Genomic DNA, 26,641 nt, shown 5'->3' on the forward strand with positions numbered 1-26,641 from the left:
TCGCTCCAACGGTCGCGGCTGGCCGCGAGAAATTCGATGCGCGCGTGCGGCGCTGGACAAGCTTACGTCAGGCCGGCTCAGGTCAGGTCGGGCGCAGACGAGCGATAGACGGAAGGGTCGCGGCTTGCGCCGCTCCTACCCTTGGAACTCCGGCGAGCGGGGGGCGGGCGATGGCGCCCGGGATGGATCGATGGACGCCGCCGCGCAACTTCAGCGCGCGGCGCGCGCCGGCAGTTTGTCGAGCAGCGACACCCAGAACGCTTCCGGCAATTCGGCGCGCACGGGCACGCTGTAGTGCAGGTCCGAAGCGAACGCGCCCTCGCCCGTCAACGGAATCTTGACCGCGTCCTTCTCGGTCATCAGCACCGGCAGGCGGCTGCCGAATTCGAAATCGGCGGCGCTGTAGCGATGATGATCGGCGAAGGCGTGCGGCACGATGGCGATGCCGAGGCTGCGCAGCATGGTGAAGTAGCGCTCGGGGTCGCCGATGCCGGCGACCGCGTGTACGCGCTGGCCCACGAAGGCGTCGAGCTTGAGCGGCCGGCCGCCCAGCAGCGGCAACGCCTGGTCGGCGATCAGGCGCATCGGCCATTCGCCGAAGCCGGTGGTCGCGGCGGCGCCGTCGCCGCTGAGGTTGGGCATGTTGACGACGCGGAAGTCGCATTCGGCGCCGCGTTCGGGCGGCTCGCGCAACGGCCCGGCCGGCAGCAATTGGCCGTTGCCGTAGCGACGGCGGCCGTCGACGACTTCGATCTCGATGTCGCGGGCGAGCCGGTAATGCTGCAGGCCGTCGTCGCAGACGACGATATCGCAGCCGGCGTCGGCCAGCGCTTTCGCCGCGGCGGCGCGGTCGCGGTCGACGCGCAGCTTGACGCCGGTGCGGCGCGCGATCAGCACCGGCTCGTCGCCGCCTGCGCGCGGATCGGTGTCGCGTTCGACCCACAGCGGCGTGGCGATGTCGTCGCGGCCATAGCCGCGGCTGGCCACGCCCGGGGTCCAGCCTTCCTGTTTCAGGCGCTGCACCAGCGCGATCGTCAGCGGCGTCTTGCCGGCGCCGCCGGCGGTGATGTTGCCGACCACGATCACCGGTACGCCGGGGTGGCGACGGCGCTTGAGGCCTTTGCGATACAGGGCGCGGCGCAGGTCGGTGACTGCGCCGTACAGGGCGGAAAGCAGGCGCGCATGCGCGGGCACCGGGACGTCGCCGTACCAGTACGCCGGCACATGCGGTTGCCGATCCGAGGCGCCGCTCATTCGGCTTCCCTGAACTGCATGCGGTGCAGATGCGCGTACAGACCGCCCTGGGCGAGCAATTCGCTGTGACTGCCGCGCTCGACGATGCGGCCCTGGTCGAGCACCAGCACCTGGTCGGCGTGCTCGATCGTCGACAGACGATGGGCGATGACCAAGGTGGTGCGATCCGGCATCAGGCGTTCGAGCGCGTCCTGGACCAGGCGTTCGGATTCGGTGTCGAGCGCGGCGGTGGCTTCGTCGAGGATCAGGATCGGTGCGTCCTTGAGCATCGCGCGGGCGATCGCCAGGCGTTGGCGCTGGCCGCCGGAGAGCTTGCCGCCCTTGGCGCCGATCGGCGTGTTCACGCCTTCCGGCAGGCGCTCGATGAATTCGCTGGCGTTGGCGCCGCCGACCGCGCGCTGCAGGGCCTCGGCGTCGCTGTCCTGCAGCTCGCCGTAGGCGACGTTGGCCGCGACCGTGCCGTCGAACAGCATCACCTGCTGGCCGACCAGGGCGATCTGGCGACGCAGGTCGGCCAGGCGGTAGTCCTGCACGGGGTGGCCGTCTAGCAAGATCTGCCCGGCCTCGGGGTCGTAGAAGCGCGGGATCAGCTTGATCAGGGTCGACTTGCCGCTGCCGGAGCGGCCGACGATGGCGGTGACGGTGCCGGGACGCGCAACGAAACTGATGTCCGACAATGCCGGACGGTCCTGGCCCGGATAACGCGCGGTGACCTCGCGGAACTCGACCAGGCCCTGGCTGCGCGCGAGTTCGCGCGTGCCTTCGTCGAGCTCGTCGGCAGCGTCGAGCACGTCGAACAATCGCTCGGCCGAGGCCAGGCCGCGCTGCAGCATGTTCTGCACGTTGGTGAGCTGACGCAGCGCCGGGATCATCGCCATCATCGACATCATCAGGGCGACGAAACCGCCGGCGCTCAGACGCCCGGCAAAGGCCTCGTGGCTGGCGACCAGCAGCAGCAAGGCCAGACCGATCGAGCCCATCAGCTGGACCATGGCCGAGGCGATGCTGCGGGTGGATTCGACCTTGAGGCTGAGGCGCAGGTAGTCGTCGGCGATGGCGCCGTAGCGGGTCAGCTCGGTCGGCTGCGCGCCGTAGACCTTCACTTCCTGCTGGTTCGACAGCGCCTGGTCGGCCGCCAGCAGCAACTGCGCGCCGCTTTCCTGGATTTTGTGGCTGATGCGGCGATAACGGCGGCCGACCTTGTCCATGACCCAGGCCAGCGGCGGCGCCATCACCGCCACGGCGATGGTGACCTGCCAACTCGTCCAGATCATCACGCCGAGCAGCGCGAGCGCCTGCAGCGACTGCTGGACCATGACCTTGAGCGCGTCGACCGCGGCCTGCGCGACCTGGTCGCTGTCGGAGCCGAGCCGGACCAGCATCGACGGCACCGGCTCGGTGTCGAAGCGCGAACCGGGCAGACGCAGGTACTTGCCGAGCACCTTCACGCGCAGATCGCGGGCGACGCCGCGACCGGACTTGGCCATGTAATAGTCGGTGAGGTAGCCGGCGAGACCGCGCAGCACGAACAAGGCGACGATGGCCGCCGGCAGCCAGATCGCCAACGCCGAGTTCTTGGCGATGAAGGTCTGGTTGATGATCGGTTCCATGATCTTGGTGAAACCGGCGCCGGCGGCGGCCTCGATCAACATGCCGAGCGCGGCGATCCAGAGCAGTCCGCGGTAAGGCCGCGAGAATTCGAGCAACCGGCGGTAGGTCTGCCAGGGCGATGCGGTGGCTGTCACCGCACCGTCCCCGCCGCGGCCTGGGCACCGGGTTGCGGCGGCGCGGTCGCGCTCATGATCCTGCGGAAACCGAGCTGGCCGAGCGCGTCGTAGACGGTGACCACGGCCTGGTAGGGCGTGCGCGCATCGGCGCGCAGCATGACGGTGCGGTCGCGGTCGCTGCCGGCGACCTCCGCGATCGTGGTCTTGAGCGATTCCAGATCGTCGCGCAGCACTTCGCGGTCGCCGACGAAATAGCGGCCTTCGGCATTCACCAGCACGATCAGGGCCTTGCTGGCGTCGCCGGAGGGCTCGCCGGTGGCGCGCGGCAGCTCAAGCTTCAGCACCGAGCGCGCGTCGAAGGTGGCGGTGACGACGAAGAAAATGATCAGGACCAGGATCACGTCGATCAACGGCACCAGGTTGATCTCGGGCTCATCGTCGGAGCGATGGTCGCGGATGCGCATGCGTCGGCGCCTCAGCCGGCCTGGCCGGCCAGGCGCACCGGCGCGCGCGCCTCATGCTGGCGCGACTCGACCGTGCCCGGGGTCAGCACGTCGACCAGGGCGATCGCTTCGTGCTCCATCGCGACGATGTACTCGGCGATGCGGCCGCGGAACCAGCGGTGGGCCATCAACGCAGGGATCGCCACGATCATGCCGGTAGCGGTGCAGATCAGCGCCTTGCCGATGCCGCCGGCGAGTTGGTTGACGTCGCCGATGCCGTGGTCGTTGATGACCATGAACATCTGAATCATGCCGACCACGGTGCCGAACAGGCCGAGCAGCGGGCCGGCGGCGGAAATGGTGCCGAGCGTGTTCAGGTAACGCTCCATGCGGTGCACGAGGTGGCGGCCGACGTCCTCGATGCGCTCGCGGATTTCTTCGCGCGGACGATGGCGGACGTCGAGCGCGGCGGCCAGCAGCTCGCCCAGCGGCGCGGTCGCGCGCAGCGACTCGATGTGGGCCGGATCGAGCTTGCCGGTCGCGGCCCAGGCGCGCACTTCCTGGCCGAGCTGCGGCGGCAACACCGCCCTGCGACGCAGGGTCCAGAGGCGTTCGATGATGATCGCCAGCGCCACCGCCGACAGGATCAACAACGGAATCATCGGCCAACCGCCGGCCTTGACCAGTTCCAGCACTCGCGAACCTCCGGCCTGTGGCCGACATCAATCTGGCCGATAGGATAGCCCAGCGCCCGCACGCCGGGTCGCATCCCACAGACGCGGGTGTGTCTGGCGTCGCGTTTCCATGGCGATGCCGCCGGCGCGCAAGCCCACCCGTAGGGCGCCGTCGGCGGCGGTATCGCGGGTGCCCGCCCCCGCTCGCCGCCAGCGTTCCAGCACGTCCGCGCGCGGGTGGCCGAAGCGGTTGCCGTGGCCGCTGGAGACCAGGGCGTGGCGCGCGCCGGTCGCGGCGATGAAATCCGGATCGGAGGAGCCGCCGCTGCCGTGGTGGGCGACCAGCACCACCTCGGCGCGCAGGCGCTCCTGCGCCGACAGCCCGGCGCGGCGGACCAGATCGCGCTCGACCACCTCGCCGATGTCGCCGGTCAGCAGCGCCGCGCCGTGCCGGCTTTCGACCCGCAGCACGCAGCTCGATTCGTTGCCCAGGTAGGGAAAATGCCTGGGCGGATGCAGGAAACGCAGGCGCACGCCGTCCCATTCCCAACTGCGCCCGGCCTCGCAGGGACGGGTGCGGATGCCCTCGAGCGCCTCGCCATCGACCTCGGGCGGCGCGAACACGACCGGCGACGGAAACGCGCGCAGCACGCTGGCCACACCGCCGGCGTGGTCGTTGTCGCCGTGGCTGGCGACGACACGGTCGAGGCGGCGCACGCCGAGCGCATGCAGGGCCGGCACCACCGCGCGCTCGCCGGCATCGAAGCCGTCGCGCACCGAGGGCCCGGCGTCGAACAACAGGCTGTGGTTGGCCGTTCGCACCAACACCGACAAGCCCTGCCCCACGTCGACCACGGCCAGTTCGGCCTCGCCTGGCTCGGGCAGATGCCGGTCCGGCCACAGCAGAGGCAGCCACAGCAGCAGAGCGAGCGCCTTGCCCGGCACGCCGCGCGGCAGCAGCAGCCAGAACGCGCCCAGCATCGCCAACGGCAAGGCGAACCAGGCCGGTTCCGGCAGCCACCACAAGGCCAGGCCGCTGTCGGCCAGCGACTCGAACCAGGGCCAACTCGCGTCGAAACAGGCCGCTGCCGCGCGCCAGGCGAACTCGCCGGCGCCGGCGTGGATCGCCTCCAACCCGGTGCCGAGCAAGGCCAAGGGCACCACCACCAGGCTCCACCAGGGCACCGCGACCAGGTTGGCGAACGGCCCGGCCAGGGACGCCTGACCGAACAACAGCACGCATACCGGCAGCAAACCCAGGCTCGCCACGCCCTGCGCACCGAGGAAACCGCGCAGCCGATCGCGCCAGCCGGTCGCCGCCATCGAATCCGGCAGGCACCACAGCAACCAGGCGACGCCGAGAAAGCTCAGCCAGAACCCGGCGCCAAGCAGGGCCAAGGGATCGACCAAGGCCATCAAGATCGCCGCCATCGCCAAAGCGTCGAAAGCATGAAAAGGCCGGCGCGACATGCGCAGCGCCGCGACCAGGGCGATCATCAGCCAGGTGCGCACGGTCGGCAGGGCGAAACCAACCGAAGCCGCGTACAACAGTCCGCCAAGCATCGCCGCGACCGAAGCCGCCACCACGGCCGGCACCCGTCGCCCCAACCCCGGCCACAACCGCCACAGCCCGCGCACGAACAGGGCGAAGAACCCAGCCACCAGCCCGACATGAAACCCAGAGATCGCGATCAGATGAGTCAGACCGTCGGCGCGCAGCACGCTCCAGTCGCGCTCGTCCAGGCCGCGGGTATCGCCGAGCGCGAGCGCACTCACGAAGCGCGAGGACGGCGAATGCACCGTCGCGGCGATGCGATCGGAGATCGATTCGCGCCAGGCATCGAGCCCGCTTGCCCTGGCCAACAGACGCGCACGCTCCGGCTCGCGCAGATAGCCGGTCGCGGCCAAACGCTGCATCAAGGCGTATTTCTCGGCATCCGGACCGCCCGGGTTGCGCAGGCCGCGCGGCGCCCTCACCCGCGCCTGGAAACGCCAACGCTGGCCGGCTCGCAGCACGCGGCGCGGTTCCAACTCGTCGTCGTACCAGGCCAATCGCAATAAACGACCACGCAAGGGTGCGGGCTGTTGCGCGTCGTCGTCGACGCGCAACAGGAAGCGGCTGCGGCGCGGTTCGTGCTGCGGCAGATCGACGATGCGCCCGCTGACCGCGACCTCGCGCTTTTCCCAGTCCGCCGGCAACTGCAGGCTCAGCGCGTACGTTGCATGCAGGCTGGCGAGCGCGAAGCCCAACACCGCCGCGGCGAGCCATCGCCATCGCGGCAAACGCCACCACGTCAGGGCGACGGCGATCAAAGCGGGTAACGAGACTCCCCACGGACAGGCCTGTGGCAAAGCCAATCCGGCACCGATGCCGGTCAGCAATGCGCAGGCGACGAGTTTTCCGAAGGGCGGCGTCCTTGCCGCGTCGTGCATGTCTACACCTCGGCGGCGTCCAGTTGCCGCAGTTTGCCTTCGTGCAATTCCAGCACGCGGTCCAGGCGCCGCGCGAGGCGGCGGTCGTGGGTCACCAACACCAGACTGGTGCCCTGGTCGCGATTGAGCGCGAGCATCAGCTCGAACACCACCGCGGCGGTTTTTTCGTCGAGGTTGCCGGTCGGCTCGTCCCCGAGCACGCAGGCCGGCCGATTGACCAGCGCGCGCGCGACCGCGGCGCGTTGGCGCTCGCCGCCCGAAAGTTCACCGGGTTTGTGATCGAGGCGATGGCCGAGGCCGACCGATTCGAGCAAGGCCTTGGCCCGCTCCGTCGCCTGCCGGGTGGTGGCCGAACGGCTGCGGCCGTCGAGCAGCACCGGCAGCATCACGTTCTCGAGCGCGGTGAACTCGGGCAACAGATGGTGAAACTGATAGACGAAGCCCAGCGCCTGATTGCGTAGCAGGCCGCGCGCGCGGTCGGACAAAGAGCTCATGCGCTCGCCGGCGACATAGACCTCGCCCGCGGTCGGGGTGTCGAGGCCGCCGAGCAGATGCAGCAAGGTGCTCTTGCCGGCGCCGGACGCGCCGAGAATGGCGACCGTCTCGCCCTTGCGCACCGCCAGCTCCAGCCCCTGGAACACCGGCGTGTGCAACTTGCCTTCCGAATAGGTCATCGCCAGGCCGTCGCAACGCAGCACGATGTCGTCGGCGACGGCCTGGCTGACGTCGGCGTTCTGAGGGTTATTCATAACGCAGCGCCTCCGCCGGCGCCGTGCGCGCGGCGCGCCAGGCGGGATAGATCGTAGCCAGGAAGGCCATCGCCAACGCGACGCAGGCGATGATGGTCACGTCGCTGGTCTGCAGGTCGGTCGGCAGGCCGGTGATGTAGTAGACGTCTTCCGGCAACAGCTGCACGCCGAGCACGGTCTCGATGGCCTTGAGGATGTGTTCGAGGTTGAGGGTCAGGACGATGCCGCCGACCACGCCGAGCACCGTGCCGATGATGCCGATCAAGGTGCCCTGCACCATGAAGATCCGCATCACGCTCATCGGGGTGAGCCCGAGGGTGCGCTGGATCGCGATGTCGGCCTGCTTGTCGGTCACCAGCATGACCTGCGAGGACACCAGGTTGAACGCGCCCATGGCGATGATCAGCGACAGCAGGATCGCCATCACCGTCTTCTCCATCTTCAGGGCGCGGAACATGTTGGCGTTGTCGTTGCTCCAGTCGGTGACGCGGTAAGGGCCGCCGAGGTTCACCGCGAGATCGCGGGCGACGTCCCAGGCCTTGTCCATGTCGTGCAGCCTCAGGCGCACGCCGGTGACGCCGTCGCCCATGCGCAGCACGCGCTGGATGTCGCGCATGTTGACCACCGCCAGGCCCTTGTCGTACTCGTTGTAGCCGGCCTCGAAGATGCCGCTGACGGTGAAGCGCTTGAGCTGCGGCATCGCCCCCATCGGCGTACTGCGGCCGTCGGCGGTCATCACCACCACGCTGTCGCCGACCTGGGCGCCCGTCCACAGGGCGAGTTCCTTACCGAGGACGATGTTGAAACTGCCCGGGGTGAGCGAGCTCAGCTTGCCCTCGACCATCTTGTCGGCGAGCACCGAGACCTTGCTCTCCTCGGCCGGATCGACGCCGCGGATGATCGCCGGCTGTTGCCGCGTGGACGACAGCAGCGCTTCTTTCTCGATGTAGGGCGCGGCGCCGGCGACGCGGGGGTCGGCGGCGGCCTTGTCGATCGCCAGCCGCCATTCGGTCAGGGGTTCGCCGTAGGCGCTGACGGTGGCGTGGGCGGCCATCTGCAGCATGCGGTCGCGGATCTCGCGCTGGAACCCGCTCATCACCGCCAGGGTGGTGATCAGCGCGGTCACGCCGAGGGCGATGCCCGCGATCGAGGCCAGGGAGATGAAGGAGATGAAGCCGTTACGGCGTTTGGCGCGCAGATAGCGCAGGCCGATGGCTACTGAAATGGGTTTGAACATAGCGGGCTATGGTGCCATCGAACGCGGATCGCGCGCAGGGGCTGAGACCGCCACGGCCAGCCTCAGTTCACGGCGGCCGCGGGCGTCGAGGCGGTCCGGCCACCACAGCAGGCGCCGCCCCTGCCCGTCCGGGCCGGTGAAATCGAGCCGGGCCAGCCAGCCGCGCGAATGCAGACGCAGCTCGGTAATCGGCAACTCGTCGAGGCTGGCGCGCTCACCGGCGATCAACAGCCGCTGCGGGGGACGGCGCAGTTCGCGGCGGGCCGAATACAGGCCCCAGCCCAGCGCCAGCAGTGCCAACGGCCCGACCACGGCACGCGGGCATTCGCTGAACCATAGCGAGAGCGCCGCCGCGAGCCCCAGAACGATCAGCGCCGCCGCGAGCAGGCGCGAGGGCCGCCACTCAAGGCGGCAAGGCGCGGATCGATTGGACGAGACGGTCGAGTTCGACATCGCTGGCGGTTTCGTGGCCCATGAACCAGTGCCAGAGCTTATCGTCCTCGGTTTCCAGCAACCGTAGGAAAACCCCGCGCTCGGCGTCGGAAGCCTGCTTCCAGACGCGGTCGAGATAACGCCCGAACAACTGATCGAGCTCGCGCATGCCGCGCCGGCAACGCCAGCGCAGGCGGCGCAATTCGATCTCGTCGCGCTCCTCGCGGCTGGTCTGGGCTTCGCTCATCTCGTCGCTTCCTCGTCGCGGGCGCTCAGGGCGCGGCCTGGGCCGGCTTCAACACATCGCACAGGCCGCCGGGATGACTCCCGCAATAAGCGTCGAGCTCCTTCGCCAGGGCCGGATCCTGCTCGAGAGCGAGCTTGGCCGAGGCGGCGAAATCGGCATCGCCGCTGTCGCCGGCCATGATCTCGCCAAGCTTGTTCTCGATCGAGGTTTCGGCGAAGGCGCGATGCGCCTGCAGGTGCGCTTCGCCGCCGCGCTCGCGGATGCAATCGAGCGTGGTCGGCGTGCCGAGGGTGTCGCGCACGCAAGCCAACTCGGTCTGCCCGGCCGCGCCGCGGAAGTAGGCCAGGGCCTCGTCGATCTCGGCCTGAGTCGCGCTCTGCGCCAGACGCTTGGAGGCACCGTCGAGGAAAGGCCCGGCCGGCATGCTGTCGAACAAGCGCTTCATCACCCCGTTGTGCTCGTCGGAGAGCGCCTCGCTGCCGGGCATGGGCTGGCTGAACACCAGGCTTAAACCCTGCTTGAGGATCTCGGCGTAGCGCATCGTGACCAGCAACTGGCGGGCATCGGCGACACGGGCGCCGCCCTGCGCAGCATCGGCGGCCTTGGCCGTGTCGGCGAAAGCCGCGGGAACGCAGAACGCAGCAGCGATCAGTGCGGCCAAGGCGCGACGGGCGAAACCCGAAGCGGTGATGCGGGAGAAACTGTTCATGAGCTCAGCAGTCCGATTGCGAGATGGATCCACAACGCCCACAGCGCGAGCGCGCCGGCGGCGTAGACGAAAAAACGGTGCATGACCCGGTTGTAACTGCAATGGATCGCGCTGTGGGCGATGCGCAGTGCGACGAACAACCAGGCCAGGACGAGCGTCGCGCCGTCGGCCAGTCCGGCCGATCCAGCCACGACCACCGCCAGGTAGAACAGTACCGGCAGTTCGAACAGATTGCGGAAGTTGTCGGCCGCCGCGCTGTCGGTGAGCCGGGCGACCGCCTGCGCCGAAGTCGCGACCGCTTGCGGGTGGATGCGCTCGCGGCGCATCTGCCCGATCCGCACCACGTACATGCGCAGCCACACCGCGCAGGTCAGCGCGACCATCGCCACGGCCGGCAGGAATATCGCCTTCGACTGCATCGCTCACCCCCGGCGCGGCGCGGATACGCCGCCTGCGACTGGCTGGACGGCACGACGGCGCCCGAGGCGCCGTCGTGGGTTGGAACTGGGCGGTGCCGCGTTCGCCTTAGACGCGACGCGCCAGCATCAGCTTCTTGATCTCGCCGATCGCCTGCGCCGGGTTCAGCCCCTTCGGGCAGGTGCGGGCGCAGTTCATGATGGTGTGGCAGCGATAAAGCTTGAACGGGTCTTCGAGATCGTCCAGGCGCGCACCGGTGTCCTCGTCGCGCGAATCGATGATCCAGCGATAGGCCTGCAGCAGGATCGCCGGGCCGAGGTAACGGTCGCCGTTCCACCAGTAGCTCGGGCAGCTGGTCGAACAGCACGCGCACAGGATGCACTCGTACAGGCCGTCGAGCTTCTTGCGGTCTTCCGGCGACTGCAGGCGCTCGCGGTCCGACGGGGTCGCGCTCTGAGTGCGCAGCCACGGGCGGATCGAGGCGTACTGGGCGTAGAAGTGGGTCAGGTCCGGCACCAGGTCCTTGACCACCGACATATGCGGCAACGGATAGATCGGCACCTCGGGCTTGTCGCAATCGGTGATCGCGCGGGTGCAGGCCAGGGTGTTGGTGCCGTCGATGTTCATCGCGCACGAACCGCAGATGCCTTCGCGACAGGAGCGGCGGAAGGTCAGGGTCGGGTCGATCTCGTTCTTGATCTTGATCAGCGCGTCGAGAACCATCGGGCCGCAGGTCGCGAGGTCCACTTCATAAGTGTCCACGCGCGGGTTGAGGCCGTCGTCGGGGTTCCAGCGGTAGACCTTGAAGGTACGCGGCTGCTTGGCGCCCTGCGTCGGCCAGTGACGGCCCTTCTGGATCTGGGAGTTCTTGGGTAGAGCGAATTCGGCCATGCTGGCGATCTCTCGGCTTGCGGCAGTACTGCGGTGGGTTGCGTGAATGGCGCGCAGCGGGGCTGCGCGCCGTAGCGCCGATCAGTACTTGCGTTCCTTGGGCGGGACGTAGGCGACGTCGTCGGTCAAGGTGTAGTTGTGCACCGGACGGTAGTCGATGCTCGTCGTACCCTTCTCGTCGACCCAGCACAGCGTGTGCTTCTGCCACTCTTCGTCGTTGCGCGTGGCGAAGTCCTCGCGGGCGTGGGCGCCGCGCGACTCGGTGCGGTTCTCGGCCGAGACGATCGTGGCCAAGGCCTGGCCGAGCAGGTTCGACAGCTCGTAGGTCTCGATCAGGTCCGAGTTCCAGATCAGCGAACGGTCGCTGACCTTGACGTCGGCGAACGAGGCGTGGATCTCGCGCATCTTGCGCACGCCCTCGCTGAGCGTCTCGCCGGTGCGGAACACCGCCGCGTCGGCCTGCATGGTGCGCTGCATCTTGTCGCGGATGACCGCCGTCGGGGTGCTGCCGGTGGCGTTGCGCAGTTTGTCCAGGCGCGCCAGCGCCTCGTCGCAGGCATCGCCGGCCAGACGGGCGTGGGCGCCGCCGGGCGTGACCGTCTCGGCGCAGCGGTTGGCCACCGCGCGGCCGAACACCACCAGATCGAGCAGCGAGTTCGAGCCCAGGCGGTTGGCGCCGTGCACCGACACGCAGGCCGCTTCGCCGATCGCGTACAGGCCCGGCACGACCGCATCGGGGTCGCCGTTCTTCAACTGCACGACTTCGCCGTGGTAGTTGGTCGGGATGCCGCCCATGTTGTAGTGCACGGTCGGGATGACCGGGATCGGCTCCTTCTCGACGTCGACGTTGGCGAAGATGCGCGCCGATTCGGCGATGCCGGGAAGCTTCTCGTGGATGACCTCGGGGCCGAGGTGGGTCAGGTCGAGCAGGATGTGGTCCTTGTGCTCGCCGACGCCGCGGCCTTCGCGGATCTCGATGGTCATCGAACGGCTGACCATGTCGCGCGGCGCAAGGTCTTTCACGCTCGGCGCATAGCGCTCCATGAAGCGCTCGCCGTTGGCGTTGCGCAAGATCCCGCCCTCGCCTCGCACGCCTTCGGTGATCAGGCAGCCGGCGCCGTAGATGCCGGTCGGGTGAAACTGGACGAATTCCATGTCCTGCAGGCCGAGGCCGGCGCGCAGCGCCATGCCGCCGCCGTCGCCGGTGCAGGTATGCGCCGAGGTCGCCGAGAAATAGGCGCGGCCGTAGCCGCCGGTGGCCAACACCGTGCCCTGGGCGCGGAACAGGTGCAGCGTACCTTCGGCCATGTCGAGCGCGAGCACGCCGCGGCAGGCGCCGGTCTCGTCCATGATCAGGTCGAGAGCGAAGTACTCGATGAAGAACTGCGCGTCGTGCGCCAGCGACTGCTGGTACAGGGTGTGCAGGATGGCGTGTCCGGTGCGGTCGGCGGCGGCGCAGGTGCGCTGCGCCGGCGGGCCTTCGCCGTACTTGGTGGTCATGCCGCCGAACGGGCGCTGGTAGATCTTGCCCTCGTCGGTGCGCGAGAACGGCACGCCCTGGTGCTCGAGCTCGATGATGGCCGGAATGGCCTCCTTGCACATGTACTCGATCGCGTCCTGGTCGCCCAGCCAGTCCGAACCCTTGACGGTGTCGAAGAAGTGATAGCGCCAGTCGTCCTCGCCCATGTTGCCGAGCGCGGCCGAGATGCCGCCCTGGGCGGCGACGGTGTGCGAACGGGTCGGGAACACCTTGGTGATGCAGGCGGTCTTCAAGCCCTTCTGGGCGAGACCGAAGGTGGCGCGCAGACCGGCGCCGCCGGCGCCGACCACGACCATGTCGAACTTGTGTTCTTGAATCTTGTAGGCAGAGGCCACGACTCAGGCTCCCAACGCGATGCGGATGATGGCGAGCACGCTGGCGAGAGCCGCGAGTACGCAAACGAAAACCACCGCGAGCTGCGAGGCGATCGCCAGCCCCGGGGTGTGGACGTAGTCTTCGATGACGACCTGCAGGCCGAGCTTGGCGTGCCAGAACATCGCCACCACGAACGCGCTCAGCAGCACGGCGTTGCAGGGATGGGCGACCGAGGCGCGCACCGAGGCGTAATCGCCGCCGATCCACGACACGATCAGGCCGAGCACGTACAGGGTCAGGACGATCAGGGCGACCGCGGTGACGCGCTGGACCACGAAGTGGTGGGTGCCGTCCTTCGCCGAGCCCAGGCCGCGCGCGGTCTTGAGCGGGTTACGCAGATGCTTGTTGTTCGCGCTCATGCGCCACCTCGCGACATCATGGCGACGATCCAGATCAGGGCGGTCAGCACCAGGCTGCCGATGACGCTGATCCAGCCGTTGCGCACGAAGGTTTCGACCTTGTAGGCGTAGCCCGCGTCCTGGACCAGGTGGCGGATGCCGTTGATCAGGTGGTAGGCGAAGGCCCAGGTCCAGCCGAACAGGATCAGGAAGCCGAGCGGCGAGCGGGCGCAGGCGGTGAACTGCGCCCAGGCTTCGGGACCGGCCGCGAGCGATAGCAACGCCCAGGCGATCAGCAAAGCGCCGACGGAAAGGATGACACCGGTCGCCCGGTGCAGGATCGAGGTCACCATCTGTATCTGCCAGCGGTAAACCTGCAGATGCGGTGACAGGGGTCGTTCGCGGTTCGCCATGCGATGGCAATCTCGGCTGGGCGGCGGCGCCGCGTGGCGGGGGGAGCGTGGGAGCGCTGTGGGGGTGGAGGCGTGAGGGCTAGCGGTCGGACGTCGGATCAGAAATCGATGCAGCGGCCGTTCTTTTCCCAGTCGCCGTAACGGGTCGGTTCGGGACCCTCGCGACCACCGTGCTCTTTGCGAGCGTCCTTGGCGGAAGACGAATCGCCTCCCGTATCCGGTACGGGAGTCGCCGGGGTCTCGGACGCAAGGTCCGAAGGTGCTTCCGGGGTGGTTTCGCCTATCATCACAGCGTTAAATATTAATTCCCGGCCCCCATGCCTGACAACCCGCACCCCTTGCACGGACAGGCGTTTGCCCTGCCCGGCCAACGCCTCATTACCCTGGAAGGCCGCGACGCAGCAGCGTTTGCGCAGTCTCAGTTCATGAACGACGTGAAGACGCTCGCCGACGGTCATTGGCACTGGAGCGGCTGGCTGACGCCCAAAGGGCGCCTGATTGCGCTATTCGCCCTGCTCCGCCTGTCCGACCAACGCGTCTGGCTGCTGGTCCCGGACGCCGACGCCTCGGCGATCGCCGAGGCGCTGAAACGCTTCGTCTTCCGCAGCAAGGTGGTCATCGCCCTGCGCGAGGACCTGAGCGCCGAAGGGCGCTGGGCCGAGCCGGCGCAGGCGCGCGGCGCCGCCCTCGGCGGCGACGAAGACGCCGGCCTGGAGCTGGACTTCAGCGGCGACGGCGGCGCGCGCAGCCTGCGCATCGTCGCGGACGCGAGTGCGCCCGAGGACCCCGCAGCGGCCGCGCAGTGGGCGATGGCCGACCTGCGCCACGGCCTGCCGCGGCTGCCGGCGTCGCAGGCCGAACAATGGACCCCGCAACAGCTGTCGCTGGAACGCCTGCGCGCCTTCAGCGTCAAGAAAGGCTGCTATCCCGGCCAGGAGATCGTTGCGCGCACCCATTTCCTCGGCAAGGCCAAGCGCGGCGTGGTGGCATTCGCCGCTTCCGCGCCGATCGAGCCCGGAGCGGAAGTGCGGGGCGAAAGCGCTGCGCTGGGCACCGTGGTCGCCTCGGCGAGCGATGGCGCAAGCCATCTGGCCCTGGCGGTGCTGCCGCTGGAGCGCCCCGAACAGGCGCTGAGCATCGGCGGCCAAGTGATCGAAGAAGTGCCGCTGCTGGACGGTTTCGCGCGCTGAGGTTGCGCCTGCAGGGTAAGAAGCGGCGCGAGCCGCGACTACGCAGCCACCCGACTGCAACGCGGCAACCTGAAACCCCACGGTCGCGGCTTGCGCCGCTCCTACAAAGGGTTGCGCTGCACCAGGGCACTGCGACAGCTTTTAAGGGTAGGAGCGGCGCGAGCCGCGACCACGCAACCACCCGACTGCAACGCGGCAACCTGAAACCCCGCGGTCGCGGCTTGCGCCGCTCCTACAAAGGGTTGCGCTGCGCCAGGGCACTGCGACAGCTTTTAAGGGTAGGAGCGGCGCGAGCCGCGACCGCGCAACCATCCGACTGCAACGCGGTAACCTGAAACCCTATGGCCGCGGCTTGCGCCGCTCCTACAAAGGGTTGCGCTGCGCCAGGGCACTGCGACGGCTTTTAAGGGTAGGAGCGGCGCAAGCCGCGACCACGCAACCACCCGACTGCAACGCCTCAATCTGAAGCCCCGCGGTCGCGGCTTGCGCCGCTCCTACCCCGGGCGGGCGACTACGCCGCCTACAAGCCGCCCTCGCCGGTCGTCGACATCCAGACCGAACGCCCGACTTCGTTGCGCTCGGTTTTCCAATGCTCCTGCCAGGCCTGGAACATCAACACGTTCCACAGATGGGTGTGCCAGCGGCGCTCGCCGGCCAGGAACTGCCGCCACAGGCCGCCGACCAACTCGGCGTCGAAATAACCTTCCTGCGCCAGGCGCGAAGGGTCGAGCAACCCCGCCGCCCACTCGCGCAGGTCGCCGCGCAGCCATTGCGTCACCGGTGCGCCGAAACCGCGCTTGCCGCGGTCGACCATGGCGTCCGGCAGGTAGCGCTTGAGCACGCGCTTGAGCAAGTACTTGCTGCCGCTGTCGCCGCGCTTGAACTGCAACGGCAAGGACCAGGCGAACTCGGCGACGTGAGTGTCGAGCAACGGCGCACGCGCCTCCAGGCCTACCGCCATGCTGGCGCGGTCGACCTTGCACAGCAGGTCGTCGGGCAGATACACACTGTAGTCGGCCAGCATCATCGCGTCGGCGGGCGTGCCCACGCCGCCCAGCGGTTCGGCGAGGTCGTACATCGTCGCCGGCAGTTTCGACCCGGGCACGGCGGCCTGAGGGAAACGCCAGCGCACGATGCGGTTGCGGTAAACGTCGCCGATGCCCTGCGCGCCCATCTCGGCGGCGAACGCGGCGAAACCGCCGGCGCGCGAAGCTTCGCCGTGACCGCTCGCGGATTTGGCCAGCCAGCGCCGCAGCGGTGCCGGCACGCGCCGCTGCAGACGCAGGTTGCGCAAGGCGCGCTCGTAGCGGGTATAGCCGAAGAACAACTCATCGCCGCCGTCGCCCGACAGCGCCACCGTGACCTGGCTGCGCGCCAAGGCGCAAACCAGCGCGGTCGGCACCTGCGAGGCGTCGGCGAAGGGCTCGTCGAACATCGCCGACAGCCGCGGCACCACCGCCAAGGCATCGGCGCCGCTGACATAAAGTTCGGTGTGCGCGGTGCCGAGATGGCGCGCAACTTCCCGCGCGAGCGGCGCCTCGTCGTGGTGCGAACCCTCGAAGCCGATGGTGAAGCTCTGCACCGGCTTCGCGCTCAGCGCCTGCATCAACGAAGTCACCACCGACGAATCGGTGCCGCCGGAGAGAAACACGCCGACCGGCACGTCGGCGACCATGCGCAGGCCCACCGCATCGCGCAACAAGTCGTCGAGCCGGTCCTCGGCGGCGTCGATGTCGCCGTCGAAGGGATGGCGGATCGCCGCGGCCATGCGATCGCGCGCCTGCCAATAGCTGTGCTGGTCGCGTTTGGGATCGTGGGCCGCCGCACCGCGCGTAACCGTGGCCGCGTCGAAACGCAGCAAGGCGCCCGGCATCAACTTGAAGGTGTCGGTATGAATCGCGTACGGCGACGGCACGTAGTCGTAACGCAGCAACAGGGCCAATGCATTGCGGTCGACGCCGTTGTCGAATTGCGGGTGCCGCCACAATGCCTTGAGTTCGGAGCCGAACACCAAGGTGTCGCCGGCCCAGCCGTAGTACAGCGGCTTCTTGCCGACCCGGTCGCGGGCCAGCCACAGGGTCTGCTCGTGGCGGTCCCACAGGGCGATGGCGAACATGCCGTTGCAGCGCGCCACCGCGTTCTCGACGCCCCACTCCACCACCGCCGCCAACAGCACCTCGGTGTCGGAATGACCACGGAAGGCGTGGCCCAGTTCGAGCAGTTCTTCGCGCAAGGCGGCGAAGTTGTAGACCTCGCCGTTGTAGGCGATCACGTAACGGCCGTCGGCGGAGGCCATCGGCTGATGGCCCAACGGCGACAGGTCGAGAATGCTCAGGCGCCGATGCGCCAGGGCGATGCCGTGTTGCGCATCGGCCCAGACGCCATCGTCGTCGGGGCCGCGGTGACGCAGGGCGTCGCCCATCGCGCCGGCCAGTTCGAGCAGATGCTCGTGGCCGATATCGGTGCGCGGACACAGCAGGCCGGCCAGTCCGCACATGAGGGTCAGCCCTTGGCCAGCGCGTCGGCGGCGCGGACGATGTCGTCCTCGCCGGGGATCACCAGGAAGGCCGCGCCGGCCAACGGCGTGTAGGTGTCGACGCCGACCACGCGCTGCAACGGCACGCCGCCGAAACCGGCCTCGGTCAATGCAGTGATCACGCCCTCGCCGACGCCGGCACTGCGCCGCCCTTCGTCGACCACGATGATGCGCTTGGCGCCGCGCGCCTGTTCGGCGATGTAGGCGTCGTTGAGCGGCACCAACCAGCGCAGGTCGATCACGCGCGCCTTCCAACCGTGCTGCTTCTCGATCTCGCGCACTGCGCGCAGGCTCATCGGCACGCCGTTGCCGTAACTGAAGACGACCAGGTCGTCGCCTTCGCTGCCGTCCTGCGGTGCGTAGACGCGGCCTTCGCCAAGCGTCATCGCCTCGTCGGGCTTCGGATACGAAGTCAGCCAGGCGCCGTCGCCGGCTTCGTACAAGTCCTTGGTCATGTACAGCGCGATCGGCTCCAGGAACACCGAGACGCGACCGTCGACCTTGGCCAGCGCGGTCAGGGTGCGCAGCATGGTCGCGGCGTCGTCGCCGCGCGAGGCGCAACCGACCACCAGGCCGGGGATGTCGCGCAAGGCGGTGATCGAATTGTCGTTATGGAAATGCCCGCCGAAGCCGCGCTGGTAGCCCAGGCCGGCGATGCGCACCACCATCGGGTTGCGGTATTGGTTGTTGCTGAAGAACTGCAGCGACGCCGCTTCGCCGCGGATCTGGTCGCAGGCGTTGTGGAAATACGCCAGGTATTGGATCTCCGGGATCGGCATCAGGCCGACATTGGCGAAGCCCTGGGCCATGCCCAGGATCATGGTCTCGTCGAGCAAGGTGTTGAACACCCGCCGCGGGCCGAACGCCTTCTGCAGGCCCTTGGTGACCGTGTAGACGCCGCCCTTCTGCGCCACGTCCTCGCCGAACAGCAGCGTTTCCGGGTACTTGGCGAACAGGTCGTGCAATGCGTTGTTGATCTGGATCGCCAGATGGCGCGGCGGCTGTTGCTCGGGCAGCTTGGCTTCGCTGCCGAACACCTGCAGGCGGCGCTCGGCGAAATCGGCGCGCTTGGCCTCTTGCTGCACGGCTTCCGGCGAATACGGTGCCAGCGGCGCGATCACCTCGTCGAGACGGTCGAGCTTGGGCCGGCGGTCGGCCTCTTCGGCGGCGGCGAAGCACTGTTTGCGCGTGGCCTCGTACAGGTCGAGCACGTCCTGCTTCGACATCAGCCCCGACTCGAGCGCGATCGCCGCCGAACGCAGCAGCGGGTCGCTAGCTTCGACCGCGCACAACTCCTCGAACGAACGCCATTCGATCTCGAAGTCGGTGCCGGCGTGGCCCATGATGCGGGTCGTGCGCAGGTGCAGGAAGGTCGGACGACGGCTGCGGCGGCAATGCTCGACCGCGCGCTGCACGTCGGCGTAACCGCTGGCCAGGTCGAGGCCGTCGGCGGCGAAGTAATCCAGGCCGTCCATGTTGCGGAAACGGTTGGCGATCCAGCCGCCCGGGGTCTTGACCGAAATGCCGATGCCGTTGTCTTCGCAGACGAACAACACCGGTGCCGGCAGTTTTTGATACGCTGTCCAGGCGGCCGCGTTGAACGCGGTCTGGGCGGTGGCGTGGTTGGCCGAGGCGTCGCCGAACGAACAGATGGCGATGCTGTCGTCGGGGATCGGCAGCGCATGGCCGAGGCGACGACCGGTTTCGATGGCGACCGCGGTGCCGAGCGCCTTCGGCAGGTGCGAGGCGATCGTCGAGGTCTGCGGCAGCACCCACAAGGGCTTGCTGCCCCACACCTTGTGGCGCCCGCCCGAAGCCGGGTCGTCCTTGCTGGCGGCGAAGCTCAGCGCCGAATCCATCACCGGGTCCATGCCGGGCAATTTACGGAAGCGCTCGGCCATGAAGCCGCCGCTGCGGTAGTGCAGGAAGGCCGGATCGGTGTGGCGGGTCAGCCGCGCGACCATGGCGTTGCCTTCGTGGCCACTGGAACCGATGGTGTAGAAGACCTTGTTCTGCACACGCAGCACGCGCGCCATCAGGTCGAGATGGCGGCTGATCAACTGCGACTCGAACAGTTCGCGGAAGCCGCGCGCGTCGAGCGCGCTGCCCTGCAGGACCGCCTCGTCCGGCGCCGGCCGCGCGTCGGCGCGACCGTCCCACCGATTGACGAACTCGACGAAATTGGCGTCGCAGATCTCAGCCCGGTTGAGGCCTTTCATGCGCGCGGGAATCGGGCTCGGCACCGCGCTGAAGCTCGGCACGTTGTTGAAGATCGAAGACTGCAGTTGCGCTGACATCGAACACTCCGCCGCCCGTCGCCGGGCCGGCTCATCAAGGAAGAATTAGACCGAAACCGTCATGACGTTTGCGCGATGCGCTGCGCCGCCTGCGGGTCGGGATCGGGCAAGGCGACGAAGCCCGGCGTCGCCCGCACCCGCGCGCGCCAAGCGTCGATCGCCGGATACGGCGCCAGCTCGATGCCGCCGTGGCCGGCGACGTCGGTGTAGGCGAACAAGGCGATGTCGGCGATGCCGTAGGCCTCGCCGCTGAACCAATCGTGGGACTGCAGATGCCGTTCCATCACCGCCAGCGCGCGATGACCGCGTTCGCGCAGCGACGGCAGCTCGGTGCGGCGCGGCGAATCCAGCGGCGTCCAGCCGGCGATGAAACGGGCCACGGCGATGTAAGGCTCGTGACTGTACTGCTCGAAGTTCATCCAGCTCAGCGCCTGCGCGCGCTGCCAGCGGTCGACCGGCAGGAACGCGCTGCCGTCGGCGAGGTAGTACAGGATCGCGTTGGATTCGCTGAGGGTGCGGCCGTCATCCAGCTCGATGACCGGCACCTTGGCGTTGGGATTGCGGGCGAGGAATTCCGGCGTATGGGTTTCGCCGCGGCTGCTGTCGACCTCGACCCAGGCATAGGGTTCGCCGAGCTGTTCGAGCAACAGGCGCAGCTTGTGGCAGTTGCCCGAGGGCGAGAAGCCGTAGACGGTGATCACGCGCCCGCTCCCCGTTGGCGCCGCGCCTGCCATTCCTCGCGGGTCTGGCCCCAGACCTCGACTTCCATGTCGGCCGGCGCCGGCAGGCGGTCCTGGCGCATGTAGCGCGAACCGAGTTTGGCCGCGACGCCTTTCGACGGCAGATTGCCCGCGTCGATGGTGTGGATCACCTCGCTCCAGCCCAGGTGTTCGAAGGCCCAGTCGGTCGCCGCGGCCGCGCCCTCGGTGCCATAGCCCTTGCCGCCTTCGCTTTGGATGATGCCCCAGCCCACCTCGGTGCCGGGCCAGCCATCCGGCTGCCAGGGGCCGAGACGGCCGATCCAGCGGCCGGAGGTTTTTTCGTAGACCGAGAAGAACCCATAGCCGTATGCGGCCCAGGAGCCGATCACCGACATCAGGCCGCGCCAGGCCACCGAACGCGGCTGCGGCCCGCCGATGTAGCGCAGGTAATCGCCGGCATCCATGAAGGCGGCCCAATCGTCGAAGTCGTCCAGGCGCGGCGGGCGCAGGACCAAGCGCGGCGTTTCCAGTTCGATGTCGGGAATCGTCATCACGGTTCGGTTGTCCCCTCGCGCATGCGTCGCCAGCAGAAAGCCCGTCTCCCGCGCGGGAGACGGGTCGGGGTGAGCGGCGCGATCCGGCTGCGTACAAGTCGCCAGACGGCGTGCGCCCTCATACCCCAAGGGTACTTCCTTCGGGGCGTCCGCCCTTTCGGGCCACCTGCTCCCGCGAACGGGAGCGAAAAACTCAGAACGCGCTGATCCCCGTCAGCTCGCGGCCGACCACCAACTGGTGCACGGTCTCGGTGCCTTCGTACGTGATCACCGATTCCAGGTTGAGCGCGTGACGGATCGCCGCATGCTCGGTGGTGATGCCGGCGCCGCCGAGCAGGTCGCGGCATTCGCGCGCGATGTCGATGGCCATGCGGCAGTTGTTCCACTTCGCCAGGCTGACCTGGGTCGGCTGCATGTTGCCGGCGTCCTTGAGGCGGCCGAGCTGCACCACCAGCAACTGCGCCATGGTGATGCGGCGCGCCATCTCGGCCATCTTGATCTGCGCCGACTGGGTCGCCGCGACCGGACGCTCGAACAGGATGCGTTCCTTGGTGTAGCCCAGCACCTCGTCGAGGCAGGCGATGGCCGCGCCGATCGGGCCCCAGGTGATGCCGTAGCGGGCCTGGGTCAGGCAGCCCAACGGGCCCTTCAGACCCTTGACGTTGGGCAGGCGGTTGGCCTCGGGCACGCGCACGTTGTCGAAGAACAGCGACGAAGTCACCGACGCGCGCAGGCTCATCTTGTGCTTGATTTCCTGGGCGGCGAAACCGGGCATGCCCTTTTCGACCACGAAGCCCTGGATGCCGTCGTCGGTCTGCGCCCAGACGATGGCGATGTCGGCCAGGTTGCCGTTGGTGATCCACATCTTGGAACCGTTGAGGACCCAGTCGCCGCCGTCGCGCTTGGCGTTGGTCTTCATATTGGCCGGGTCGGAGCCGCCGTGCGGCTCGGTCAGGCCGAAGCAGCCGATGATCTCGCCGCGGGCCATGCCCGGCAGCCAGCGTTCGCGCTGTTCTTCGGTGCCGTAGGCGTAGATAGGGTACATGCACAGCGAAGACTGCACGCTGACGAAGCTGCGAATGCCGCTGTCGCCGCGCTCGAGTTCCTGGCAGATCAGACCGTAGCTGACCGCGTTGAGGCCGGCGCAGCCGTACTTCTCCGGCAGCGAGGAGCCGAGCAGGCCGAGGGCGGCGATTTCCGGCACCAGCTCCTTCGGGAAGCGGCCCTGGTCGAAGGCATCGCCGATGATCGGGATCACGCGCTCATCGGTGAAACGGGCCACCGTGTCCTGAACGGCGCGCTCCTCGTCGCTGAGCAAGGAACGGACGTCGTAGAGATCGTAAGGATTCAGGGCCATGGCGCGCTTGGGAGACCTCTAGGACAGAAAGACGGTCATTGTAATGGCCTGCCGCGGCCCGGGTAAGGCCGAAAACCCTCGGATCCGCGCACTTGGCGGTATCCGGGGAATTCTTGCGCAAGCCAGCACGGCAGCGGGCGGGTTTCTCGTCCGCACCTGCGACCCGGCACAAAACCACGCGCGGCAAGCAGTCCCGCCGGTTGGCGCAGGCGCGGCTGCGAGCCCCCCGGCCGTTCCGAGCCGCGACGGCGGCTGCCCCACCCTGCACTGCCGTCGAACCGCGAGGCAAAAAAAACGGGGCCGGAAGATCCGGCCCCGTTCGGGTATCGCGTGTTGCGCCGGACTCAGCCGCGGCTCGGCACGCCGGCCGACGCGGTCTGGGTCACGACCTGGCCGTCGATGACCGGCAGGCGCTGGGTCGGGCGCTCGTCCATGCGAATGGTCTGCTCCTGGCCCTGGTAGCGATAGGTCACGTCGTAGCCGACGACCTTGTCTTCGCTGCCCAGTGCGATGCGGCTGCCCGGCTTGCTCTCGGTGCGCATGGTGCCGGTGGTGCCGTCCGGGTTGCGGTAGGTCACGTTGTAGGCGACCACGCGCGAGGACTGCGATTTGTCGGACACGGTATGGCACTGGCGCTCGGTGCGGTTCACCACGCGGCCGCCGACGTGGTTGCGGTCGACGCGGTTGCCGATGAAGCCGCCGGCCACAGCGCCGGCCGCGGTCGCGGCCTTCTTGCCGTTGCCGCCGCCGACCTGGTTGCCGAGCAGGCCGCCGATCACCGCACCAGCGACGGTGCCGCCGACGTTGCCGTCGCGTTCGGGCAGGCGCTCTTGCACGACCACGTCTTCGCAGACTTCGCGCGGGGTCGAGGTGGTGTTGGTCTCGCGGACCGGATCGGTACCGATCACGGTCGCGTACAGCTTCTGCTTCTCGTTAATCGGGTTGACCTTGACCACGTCGGCGTAATCGACCTGCGGCGAGGTGTTGATCGCGCCGTTGGCGGCGATGTCGCCGACCGTGCCGGCCGGCGCGAGTTCGGCGCCCGCGACCGGAGCCAGCGCGGCCTGGCCGGCCGCGCCGTTGCCTCGGAAGCTTTGGAACGCCGCGACGGCGACGCCGCCGACGAGCAGCGCGGCAATCGCTACAGCTATCATGTTCTTGTTCATTTGGAGCCTCCGGGGCGCGCTGAGCAGCTATGTAAGTACAGACGGGCGGGATACGTTGCCGACCGTTGGGGGGACGGCGCCATTCCACCACTCGAAAGCTGAACCAGTACCTATTGATTTTCGCCAATCTGTCCCCTGTGTGAATCGTCACGCGGCCGCGTGCTAGCGTGTTTGCAACCTGCGTCACAACTCGACTGAACATGGCCAATCCTCTGCTCGCTCCCCTGTTGGGCTTTCTCGGACGCCTGAGCTATCCGCGTCTGTTCGTAATCACCGCGGCGCTGTTCCTGGTCGACCTGGTCATCCCCGACTTCGTCCCGCTCGCCGACGAAATCCTGCTGGGCCTGGGCACCTTGCTGCTGGCCAACTGGAAAAACCGCAAGGCGCCGCCGGGCATCCAACCGCCGACGACGCCCGCGCGCTGAGCGCATGCACGCCCTGGTCGACAGCCATTGCCACCTCGACGCGGCCGAGTTCGACCTCGACCGCGACGAAGTGATCGCACGCGCACGCAAGGCCGGCGTCGCCCGCCAGGTCGTCCCGGCCGTCGACGCGGCCGGCTGGACGAAGTTGCGCGAAGTCTGCGCGAGCGCGCCCGGCCTGTACCCGGCCTATGGCCTGCACCCGATGTATCTGTCCTCGCACCGGCCCGAGCATCTGCACGAATTGCGCGATTGGATCGAGCGCGAACGGCCGCTCGCGGTCGGCGAATGCGGGCTCGATTATTTCGTCGAAGGCCTCGATCGCGACGAACAAGCGCGCTACTTCGAAGGCCAGCTGAAACTCGCGCGCGAGTTCGACCTGCCCCTGATCGTGCACGCACGCCACGCGGTCGAGGCGACCATCGCCGCGTTCCGCCGCATCGGCGGCCTGCGCGGCGTCGTCCACAGTTACTCGGGCAGCGAAGAACAGGCCGAGCAACTATGGAAGGCCGGTTTCCTGCTCGGGCTCGGCGGCCCGGTCACTTACGACCGCGCCAAGCGCTTGCGGCGCATCGTCGCGGCGATGCCGATGGAGCAATTGCTGCTCGAAACCGATGCGCCCGATCAGCCCGATGCCGCGATCCGCGGCCAACGCAACGAACCGGCGCGTCTGGCCGGCATCGCCGAAACCATCGCCGGACTGCGCGGGATATCGCTGCACGAACTCGCCGCCGCGACCAGCGCCAACGCCGAGCGTTTGTTCAAGTTGCCGGCGGTGTCCGGCGCCGCATCAGAGTAGGAGCGGCGTCCCACCGGGATTTCGTCCCGGTCACAAGCCGCGACCACAAATCCTTGGCGCAGCGCGAAGACAGGCTACCGGCGATCCGTCGGCAGCCATGGTTTCGTCATCCGTCGCGATGGCGCGGTCGCGGCTCGTGACCTGATCAGTCCCTGTGGGACGCCGCTCCCACCCTTTATTCCGCCTTCGCCTTGGGCTTGAGCAGGATCTCCAGCGCACGCCCGACCGCGGCGAAGGCGAATACGCCGGTGATGTGGGTGGCCGCGCCGAGCCCGGCCCCGCAGTCCAGCTTCAAGGCCGCATCGCCGGCGAGCTTCGGCCTCAGGCCGCAGACGCTGCCGTCGGGCTGCGGGTATTTGACGTTCTCCAGCGAGTAGATCGCCGAGACGCTGAAATAGCGGCCGGTATTCTTGGGAAAGTTGAACTCGCCGCGCAGCTTCTTGCGGATCAGCGCCAGCATCGCATCGTGTTCGGTGCGCGACAGGTCGCGCACCCGCACCAGGGTCGGATCGGTGCGGCCGCCGGCCGAGCCGACCACGATCACCGGCAGCTTGCGGCGCCGGCACCAGGCGATCAGTTCGACCTTGCTGCGGAAACTGTCGCAGGCATCCAGGACCAGGTCGAAACCGCGGTCCAGCAGTTCGTCCAGGTTCGACGGGGTCAGGAAGCTCTGCACCGCATCGACCTCGATCGCCGGATTGATCGCGCGACAGCGTTCGGCCATGGCCTCGACCTTGGCGCGGCCGTACTGGCCTTCCAGGGCCGGCAACTGGCGGTTGGTATTGGACACGCACAGGTCGTCGGCGTCGATCAGGGTCAAGTGGCCGATGCCGGTACGCGCCAGCGCCTCCACCGCCCAGGAGCCGACGCCGCCCATGCCGACCACGGCGATGCGGCATTGGCGGAAGCGTGCGACCGAGCCGTGGCCGTACAGGCGGTCGATGCCGGCAAAGCGTTCTTGCCAGAGGGTGTCGGAGGATTGCGGAGTCATGCGCTTATTGTAAGGGCGGCGGCGCGGCTTTCCGGCGCGACCGCTGGGACGCTGCGGCGCGCGAGCGCGCTTGGCCAGGCCTTCCCGCCCCGCTGCCCTGCATCCGCACCCGATTAATGTGCCTTCAAAGGCGTCGAAAGGCTTGGCCGCCAAAGGTTTCTGACCTGGACCTCACATTGGCGCGTGCTATCGTGCGCCGACATTGGATGGAGGCCAGGCAATGAGCGATACCCAGCCCAGCAACGCCGAAGCGAAACGCAAAGGCAATGGTTCGAAGTACTTGTTTCTGTTTCTCATCGGCTTGGTCGGCGGTGTCGTCGCCACGGTCATGGCGGTACGCGCACTGGATCAGCGCAAGGACCACTTCCCCGACAGCGTCATGCAAGTGCAGCAGTGGCATCTGGGCCAGCTCAAAGGCAAGGTCGAACAAAATCGTTGCGGAGCCACCGACACGCTCCCGCATCTGAAAGCCCTGCGCACGATGGCCGACGATCTCGAACCGGCCTTCCCCGACCTCAAGGACGATGCCCGCTTCGGCCAGCATGCGAGCAAGATGCGCGCCGCGCTCGACGGCGCGTTGACCAGCCCGCCGCTCAACTGCGCCGGCGTCGGCGCCGTTTCGGAACAGATCGGCGAGGCCTGCAAGGCCTGCCATCAGGACTTCCGCGGCTGATCGCCCGGCTTCCCCGCCGCGAGCTGAACGCGGTGGGGAAGAAGTCGGATACAGGGTCGAAAATTGAACACGTGTT

Annotated in this window: 27 protein-coding genes; 4 read left to right on the plus strand and 23 right to left on the minus strand. The window is 68.2% G+C overall.

Annotated features, from left to right (window positions below; genetic code table 11):
- Window positions 1-210 precede the first annotated feature (210 nt).
- From lpxK to GLA29479_RS25955, 16 genes are all read right to left on the minus strand, one after another.
- Window positions 211-1,254 carry a tetraacyldisaccharide 4'-kinase gene (gene lpxK, locus GLA29479_RS07150; protein WP_057971180.1) on the minus strand — a complete coding sequence of 348 codons (1,044 nt, stop codon included), beginning with the start codon at window positions 1,252-1,254 and terminating at the stop codon, window positions 211-213.
- Window positions 1,251-2,999: a lipid A export permease/ATP-binding protein MsbA gene (msbA, locus tag GLA29479_RS07155; RefSeq protein ID WP_057971181.1), complete on the minus strand. Its 1,749-nt coding sequence runs from the start codon at window positions 2,997-2,999 to the stop codon at window positions 1,251-1,253. Before msbA ends, lpxK begins: the two co-directional genes overlap by 4 nt.
- Window positions 2,996-3,445, minus strand: coding sequence for an ExbD/TolR family protein (locus GLA29479_RS07160; RefSeq protein WP_031371449.1), 450 nt, complete (start codon window positions 3,443-3,445; stop codon window positions 2,996-2,998). Before GLA29479_RS07160 ends, msbA begins: the two co-directional genes overlap by 4 nt.
- Window positions 3,446-3,456: 11 nt before the next feature.
- Complete coding sequence (locus tag GLA29479_RS25545) at window positions 3,457-4,119, minus strand: MotA/TolQ/ExbB proton channel family protein (protein ID WP_148649684.1); 663 nt, start codon at window positions 4,117-4,119, stop codon at window positions 3,457-3,459.
- Between the two features lie 27 nt (window positions 4,120-4,146).
- Entirely contained in the window at window positions 4,147-6,531 is a 2,385-nt protein-coding gene (locus GLA29479_RS07170) for a DNA internalization-related competence protein ComEC/Rec2 (protein ID WP_057971182.1), read from the minus strand.
- 2 nt (window positions 6,532-6,533) lie between these two features.
- Window positions 6,534-7,280 carry a lipoprotein-releasing ABC transporter ATP-binding protein LolD gene (lolD, locus tag GLA29479_RS07175; RefSeq protein WP_057971183.1) on the minus strand — a complete coding sequence of 249 codons (747 nt, stop codon included), beginning with the start codon at window positions 7,278-7,280 and terminating at the stop codon, window positions 6,534-6,536.
- On the minus strand, window positions 7,273-8,517 hold the full coding sequence (locus tag GLA29479_RS07180) for a lipoprotein-releasing ABC transporter permease subunit (protein WP_057971184.1): 1,245 nt from the start codon (window positions 8,515-8,517) through the stop codon (window positions 7,273-7,275). Before GLA29479_RS07180 ends, lolD begins: the two co-directional genes overlap by 8 nt.
- Before the next feature lie 6 nt (window positions 8,518-8,523).
- Window positions 8,524-8,970 carry a hypothetical protein gene (locus GLA29479_RS07185; RefSeq protein WP_144436392.1) on the minus strand — a complete coding sequence of 149 codons (447 nt, stop codon included), beginning with the start codon at window positions 8,968-8,970 and terminating at the stop codon, window positions 8,524-8,526.
- Window positions 8,921-9,196 (minus strand): FAD assembly factor SdhE, encoded by a 276-nt coding sequence (locus GLA29479_RS07190; RefSeq protein ID WP_057971186.1) that lies wholly within the window; start codon window positions 9,194-9,196, stop codon window positions 8,921-8,923. Before GLA29479_RS07190 ends, GLA29479_RS07185 begins: the two co-directional genes overlap by 50 nt.
- A gap of 25 nt (window positions 9,197-9,221) precedes the next feature.
- Window positions 9,222-9,905, minus strand: a complete 684-nt coding sequence (locus GLA29479_RS07195) for a hypothetical protein (RefSeq protein ID WP_057971187.1) — start codon at window positions 9,903-9,905, stop codon at window positions 9,222-9,224.
- Window positions 9,902-10,324, minus strand: coding sequence for an MAPEG family protein (locus GLA29479_RS07200; protein WP_057971188.1), 423 nt, complete (start codon window positions 10,322-10,324; stop codon window positions 9,902-9,904). Before GLA29479_RS07200 ends, GLA29479_RS07195 begins: the two co-directional genes overlap by 4 nt.
- Before the next feature lie 106 nt (window positions 10,325-10,430).
- Window positions 10,431-11,213 (minus strand): succinate dehydrogenase iron-sulfur subunit, encoded by a 783-nt coding sequence (locus tag GLA29479_RS07205; RefSeq protein WP_031371457.1) that lies wholly within the window; start codon window positions 11,211-11,213, stop codon window positions 10,431-10,433.
- A gap of 81 nt (window positions 11,214-11,294) precedes the next feature.
- On the minus strand, window positions 11,295-13,049 hold the full coding sequence (gene sdhA / locus GLA29479_RS07210; protein ID WP_057973100.1) for a succinate dehydrogenase flavoprotein subunit: 1,755 nt from the start codon (window positions 13,047-13,049) through the stop codon (window positions 11,295-11,297).
- 42 nt (window positions 13,050-13,091) lie between these two features.
- Window positions 13,092-13,487 (minus strand): succinate dehydrogenase, hydrophobic membrane anchor protein, encoded by a 396-nt coding sequence (gene sdhD, locus GLA29479_RS07215; protein ID WP_031371459.1) that lies wholly within the window; start codon window positions 13,485-13,487, stop codon window positions 13,092-13,094.
- Window positions 13,484-13,879, minus strand: a complete 396-nt coding sequence (sdhC, locus tag GLA29479_RS07220) for a succinate dehydrogenase, cytochrome b556 subunit (RefSeq protein ID WP_057971189.1) — start codon at window positions 13,877-13,879, stop codon at window positions 13,484-13,486. Before sdhC ends, sdhD begins: the two co-directional genes overlap by 4 nt.
- Window positions 13,880-13,977: 98 nt before the next feature.
- Window positions 13,978-14,166, minus strand: a complete 189-nt coding sequence (locus GLA29479_RS25955) for a DUF1674 domain-containing protein (RefSeq protein ID WP_082638368.1) — start codon at window positions 14,164-14,166, stop codon at window positions 13,978-13,980.
- Between the two features lie 30 nt (window positions 14,167-14,196).
- Here GLA29479_RS25955 and ygfZ point away from each other — a divergent pair, with 30 nt between their 5' ends.
- Window positions 14,197-15,069: a CAF17-like 4Fe-4S cluster assembly/insertion protein YgfZ gene (gene ygfZ / locus GLA29479_RS07225; protein WP_057971190.1), complete on the plus strand. Its 873-nt coding sequence runs from the start codon at window positions 14,197-14,199 to the stop codon at window positions 15,067-15,069.
- A 520-nt stretch (window positions 15,070-15,589) separates the two neighbouring features.
- Here ygfZ and asnB read toward each other — a convergent pair.
- From asnB to GLA29479_RS07255, 6 genes are all read right to left on the minus strand, one after another.
- On the minus strand, window positions 15,590-17,566 hold the full coding sequence (gene asnB, locus GLA29479_RS07230; RefSeq protein WP_057971191.1) for an asparagine synthase (glutamine-hydrolyzing): 1,977 nt from the start codon (window positions 17,564-17,566) through the stop codon (window positions 15,590-15,592).
- A gap of 5 nt (window positions 17,567-17,571) precedes the next feature.
- Entirely contained in the window at window positions 17,572-19,824 is a 2,253-nt protein-coding gene (locus tag GLA29479_RS07235; RefSeq protein WP_425478928.1) for a thiamine pyrophosphate-dependent enzyme, read from the minus strand.
- Between the two features lie 137 nt (window positions 19,825-19,961).
- Window positions 19,962-20,600, minus strand: a complete 639-nt coding sequence (locus GLA29479_RS07240; RefSeq protein WP_425599975.1) for a glutathione S-transferase family protein — start codon at window positions 20,598-20,600, stop codon at window positions 19,962-19,964.
- Window positions 20,600-21,154 (minus strand): GNAT family N-acetyltransferase, encoded by a 555-nt coding sequence (locus GLA29479_RS07245; RefSeq protein WP_057971194.1) that lies wholly within the window; start codon window positions 21,152-21,154, stop codon window positions 20,600-20,602. The genes GLA29479_RS07240 and GLA29479_RS07245 overlap by 1 nt, the downstream gene beginning before the upstream one ends.
- Before the next feature lie 196 nt (window positions 21,155-21,350).
- On the minus strand, window positions 21,351-22,514 hold the full coding sequence (locus tag GLA29479_RS07250; RefSeq protein WP_031371466.1) for an acyl-CoA dehydrogenase family protein: 1,164 nt from the start codon (window positions 22,512-22,514) through the stop codon (window positions 21,351-21,353).
- Between the two features lie 344 nt (window positions 22,515-22,858).
- Complete coding sequence (locus GLA29479_RS07255) at window positions 22,859-23,680, minus strand: glycine zipper 2TM domain-containing protein (RefSeq protein WP_057971195.1); 822 nt, start codon at window positions 23,678-23,680, stop codon at window positions 22,859-22,861.
- Window positions 23,681-23,880: 200 nt separating this feature from the next.
- Between GLA29479_RS07255 and GLA29479_RS07260 the strand changes: the two genes are divergently transcribed.
- Together GLA29479_RS07260 and GLA29479_RS07265 are read left to right on the plus strand one after the other, a co-directional pair.
- Complete coding sequence (locus GLA29479_RS07260; RefSeq protein WP_057971196.1) at window positions 23,881-24,105, plus strand: DUF6116 family protein; 225 nt, start codon at window positions 23,881-23,883, stop codon at window positions 24,103-24,105.
- A gap of 4 nt (window positions 24,106-24,109) precedes the next feature.
- A complete protein-coding gene (locus GLA29479_RS07265) occupies window positions 24,110-24,901 on the plus strand; it encodes a TatD family hydrolase (protein WP_057971197.1) in 792 nt (263 codons plus the stop codon).
- Window positions 24,902-25,076: 175 nt separating this feature from the next.
- Here GLA29479_RS07265 and GLA29479_RS07270 read toward each other — a convergent pair whose 3' ends face one another.
- A complete protein-coding gene (locus GLA29479_RS07270; RefSeq protein WP_057917667.1) occupies window positions 25,077-25,892 on the minus strand; it encodes a tRNA threonylcarbamoyladenosine dehydratase in 816 nt (271 codons plus the stop codon).
- Window positions 25,893-26,112: 220 nt separating this feature from the next.
- Between GLA29479_RS07270 and GLA29479_RS07275 the strand changes: the two genes are divergently transcribed.
- Window positions 26,113-26,565: a hypothetical protein gene (locus GLA29479_RS07275; protein ID WP_057917666.1), complete on the plus strand. Its 453-nt coding sequence runs from the start codon at window positions 26,113-26,115 to the stop codon at window positions 26,563-26,565.
- The last annotated feature ends 76 nt before the right edge of the window (window positions 26,566-26,641 follow it).

It is taken from the genome of Lysobacter antibioticus (genome assembly GCF_001442535.1).
Classification (GTDB): Bacteria; Pseudomonadota; Gammaproteobacteria; order Xanthomonadales; family Xanthomonadaceae; genus Lysobacter; species Lysobacter antibioticus.

What these genes read in the sequence shown, in the direction of transcription:
- lpxK (WP_057971180.1), bottom strand. Translation starts at nt 1,254, where the DNA reads ATGAGCGGCGCCTCGGATCGGCAACCGCATGTGCCGGCGTACTGGTAC.
- GLA29479_RS07160 (WP_031371449.1), bottom strand. Translation starts at nt 3,445, where the DNA reads ATGCGCATCCGCGACCATCGCTCCGACGATGAGCCCGAGATCAACCTG.
- GLA29479_RS07170 (WP_057971182.1), bottom strand. Translation starts at nt 6,531, where the DNA reads ATGCACGACGCGGCAAGGACGCCGCCCTTCGGAAAACTCGTCGCCTGC.
- lolD (WP_057971183.1), bottom strand. Translation starts at nt 7,280, where the DNA reads ATGAATAACCCTCAGAACGCCGACGTCAGCCAGGCCGTCGCCGACGAC.
- GLA29479_RS07180 (WP_057971184.1), bottom strand. Translation starts at nt 8,517, where the DNA reads ATGTTCAAACCCATTTCAGTAGCCATCGGCCTGCGCTATCTGCGCGCC.
- GLA29479_RS07185 (WP_144436392.1), bottom strand. Translation starts at nt 8,970, where the DNA reads ATGTCGAACTCGACCGTCTCGTCCAATCGATCCGCGCCTTGCCGCCTT.
- GLA29479_RS07190 (WP_057971186.1), bottom strand. Translation starts at nt 9,196, where the DNA reads ATGAGCGAAGCCCAGACCAGCCGCGAGGAGCGCGACGAGATCGAATTG.
- GLA29479_RS07195 (WP_057971187.1), bottom strand. Translation starts at nt 9,905, where the DNA reads ATGAACAGTTTCTCCCGCATCACCGCTTCGGGTTTCGCCCGTCGCGCC.
- GLA29479_RS07200 (WP_057971188.1), bottom strand. Translation starts at nt 10,324, where the DNA reads ATGCAGTCGAAGGCGATATTCCTGCCGGCCGTGGCGATGGTCGCGCTG.
- GLA29479_RS07205 (WP_031371457.1), bottom strand. Translation starts at nt 11,213, where the DNA reads ATGGCCGAATTCGCTCTACCCAAGAACTCCCAGATCCAGAAGGGCCGT.
- sdhA (WP_057973100.1), bottom strand. Translation starts at nt 13,049, where the DNA reads ATGGTCGTGGTCGGCGCCGGCGGCGCCGGTCTGCGCGCCACCTTCGGT.
- sdhD (WP_031371459.1), bottom strand. Translation starts at nt 13,487, where the DNA reads ATGAGCGCGAACAACAAGCATCTGCGTAACCCGCTCAAGACCGCGCGC.
- sdhC (WP_057971189.1), bottom strand. Translation starts at nt 13,879, where the DNA reads ATGGCGAACCGCGAACGACCCCTGTCACCGCATCTGCAGGTTTACCGC.
- GLA29479_RS25955 (WP_082638368.1), bottom strand. Translation starts at nt 14,166, where the DNA reads ATGATAGGCGAAACCACCCCGGAAGCACCTTCGGACCTTGCGTCCGAG.
- ygfZ (WP_057971190.1), top strand. Translation starts at nt 14,197, where the DNA reads ATGCCTGACAACCCGCACCCCTTGCACGGACAGGCGTTTGCCCTGCCC.
- asnB (WP_057971191.1), bottom strand. Translation starts at nt 17,566, where the DNA reads ATGTGCGGACTGGCCGGCCTGCTGTGTCCGCGCACCGATATCGGCCAC.
- GLA29479_RS07235 (WP_425478928.1), bottom strand. Translation starts at nt 19,824, where the DNA reads ATGAAAGGCCTCAACCGGGCTGAGATCTGCGACGCCAATTTCGTCGAG.
- GLA29479_RS07245 (WP_057971194.1), bottom strand. Translation starts at nt 21,154, where the DNA reads ATGACGATTCCCGACATCGAACTGGAAACGCCGCGCTTGGTCCTGCGC.
- GLA29479_RS07250 (WP_031371466.1), bottom strand. Translation starts at nt 22,514, where the DNA reads ATGGCCCTGAATCCTTACGATCTCTACGACGTCCGTTCCTTGCTCAGC.
- GLA29479_RS07255 (WP_057971195.1), bottom strand. Translation starts at nt 23,680, where the DNA reads ATGAACAAGAACATGATAGCTGTAGCGATTGCCGCGCTGCTCGTCGGC.
- GLA29479_RS07260 (WP_057971196.1), top strand. Translation starts at nt 23,881, where the DNA reads ATGGCCAATCCTCTGCTCGCTCCCCTGTTGGGCTTTCTCGGACGCCTG.
- GLA29479_RS07265 (WP_057971197.1), top strand. Translation starts at nt 24,110, where the DNA reads ATGCACGCCCTGGTCGACAGCCATTGCCACCTCGACGCGGCCGAGTTC.
- GLA29479_RS07270 (WP_057917667.1), bottom strand. Translation starts at nt 25,892, where the DNA reads ATGACTCCGCAATCCTCCGACACCCTCTGGCAAGAACGCTTTGCCGGC.
- GLA29479_RS07275 (WP_057917666.1), top strand. Translation starts at nt 26,113, where the DNA reads ATGAGCGATACCCAGCCCAGCAACGCCGAAGCGAAACGCAAAGGCAAT.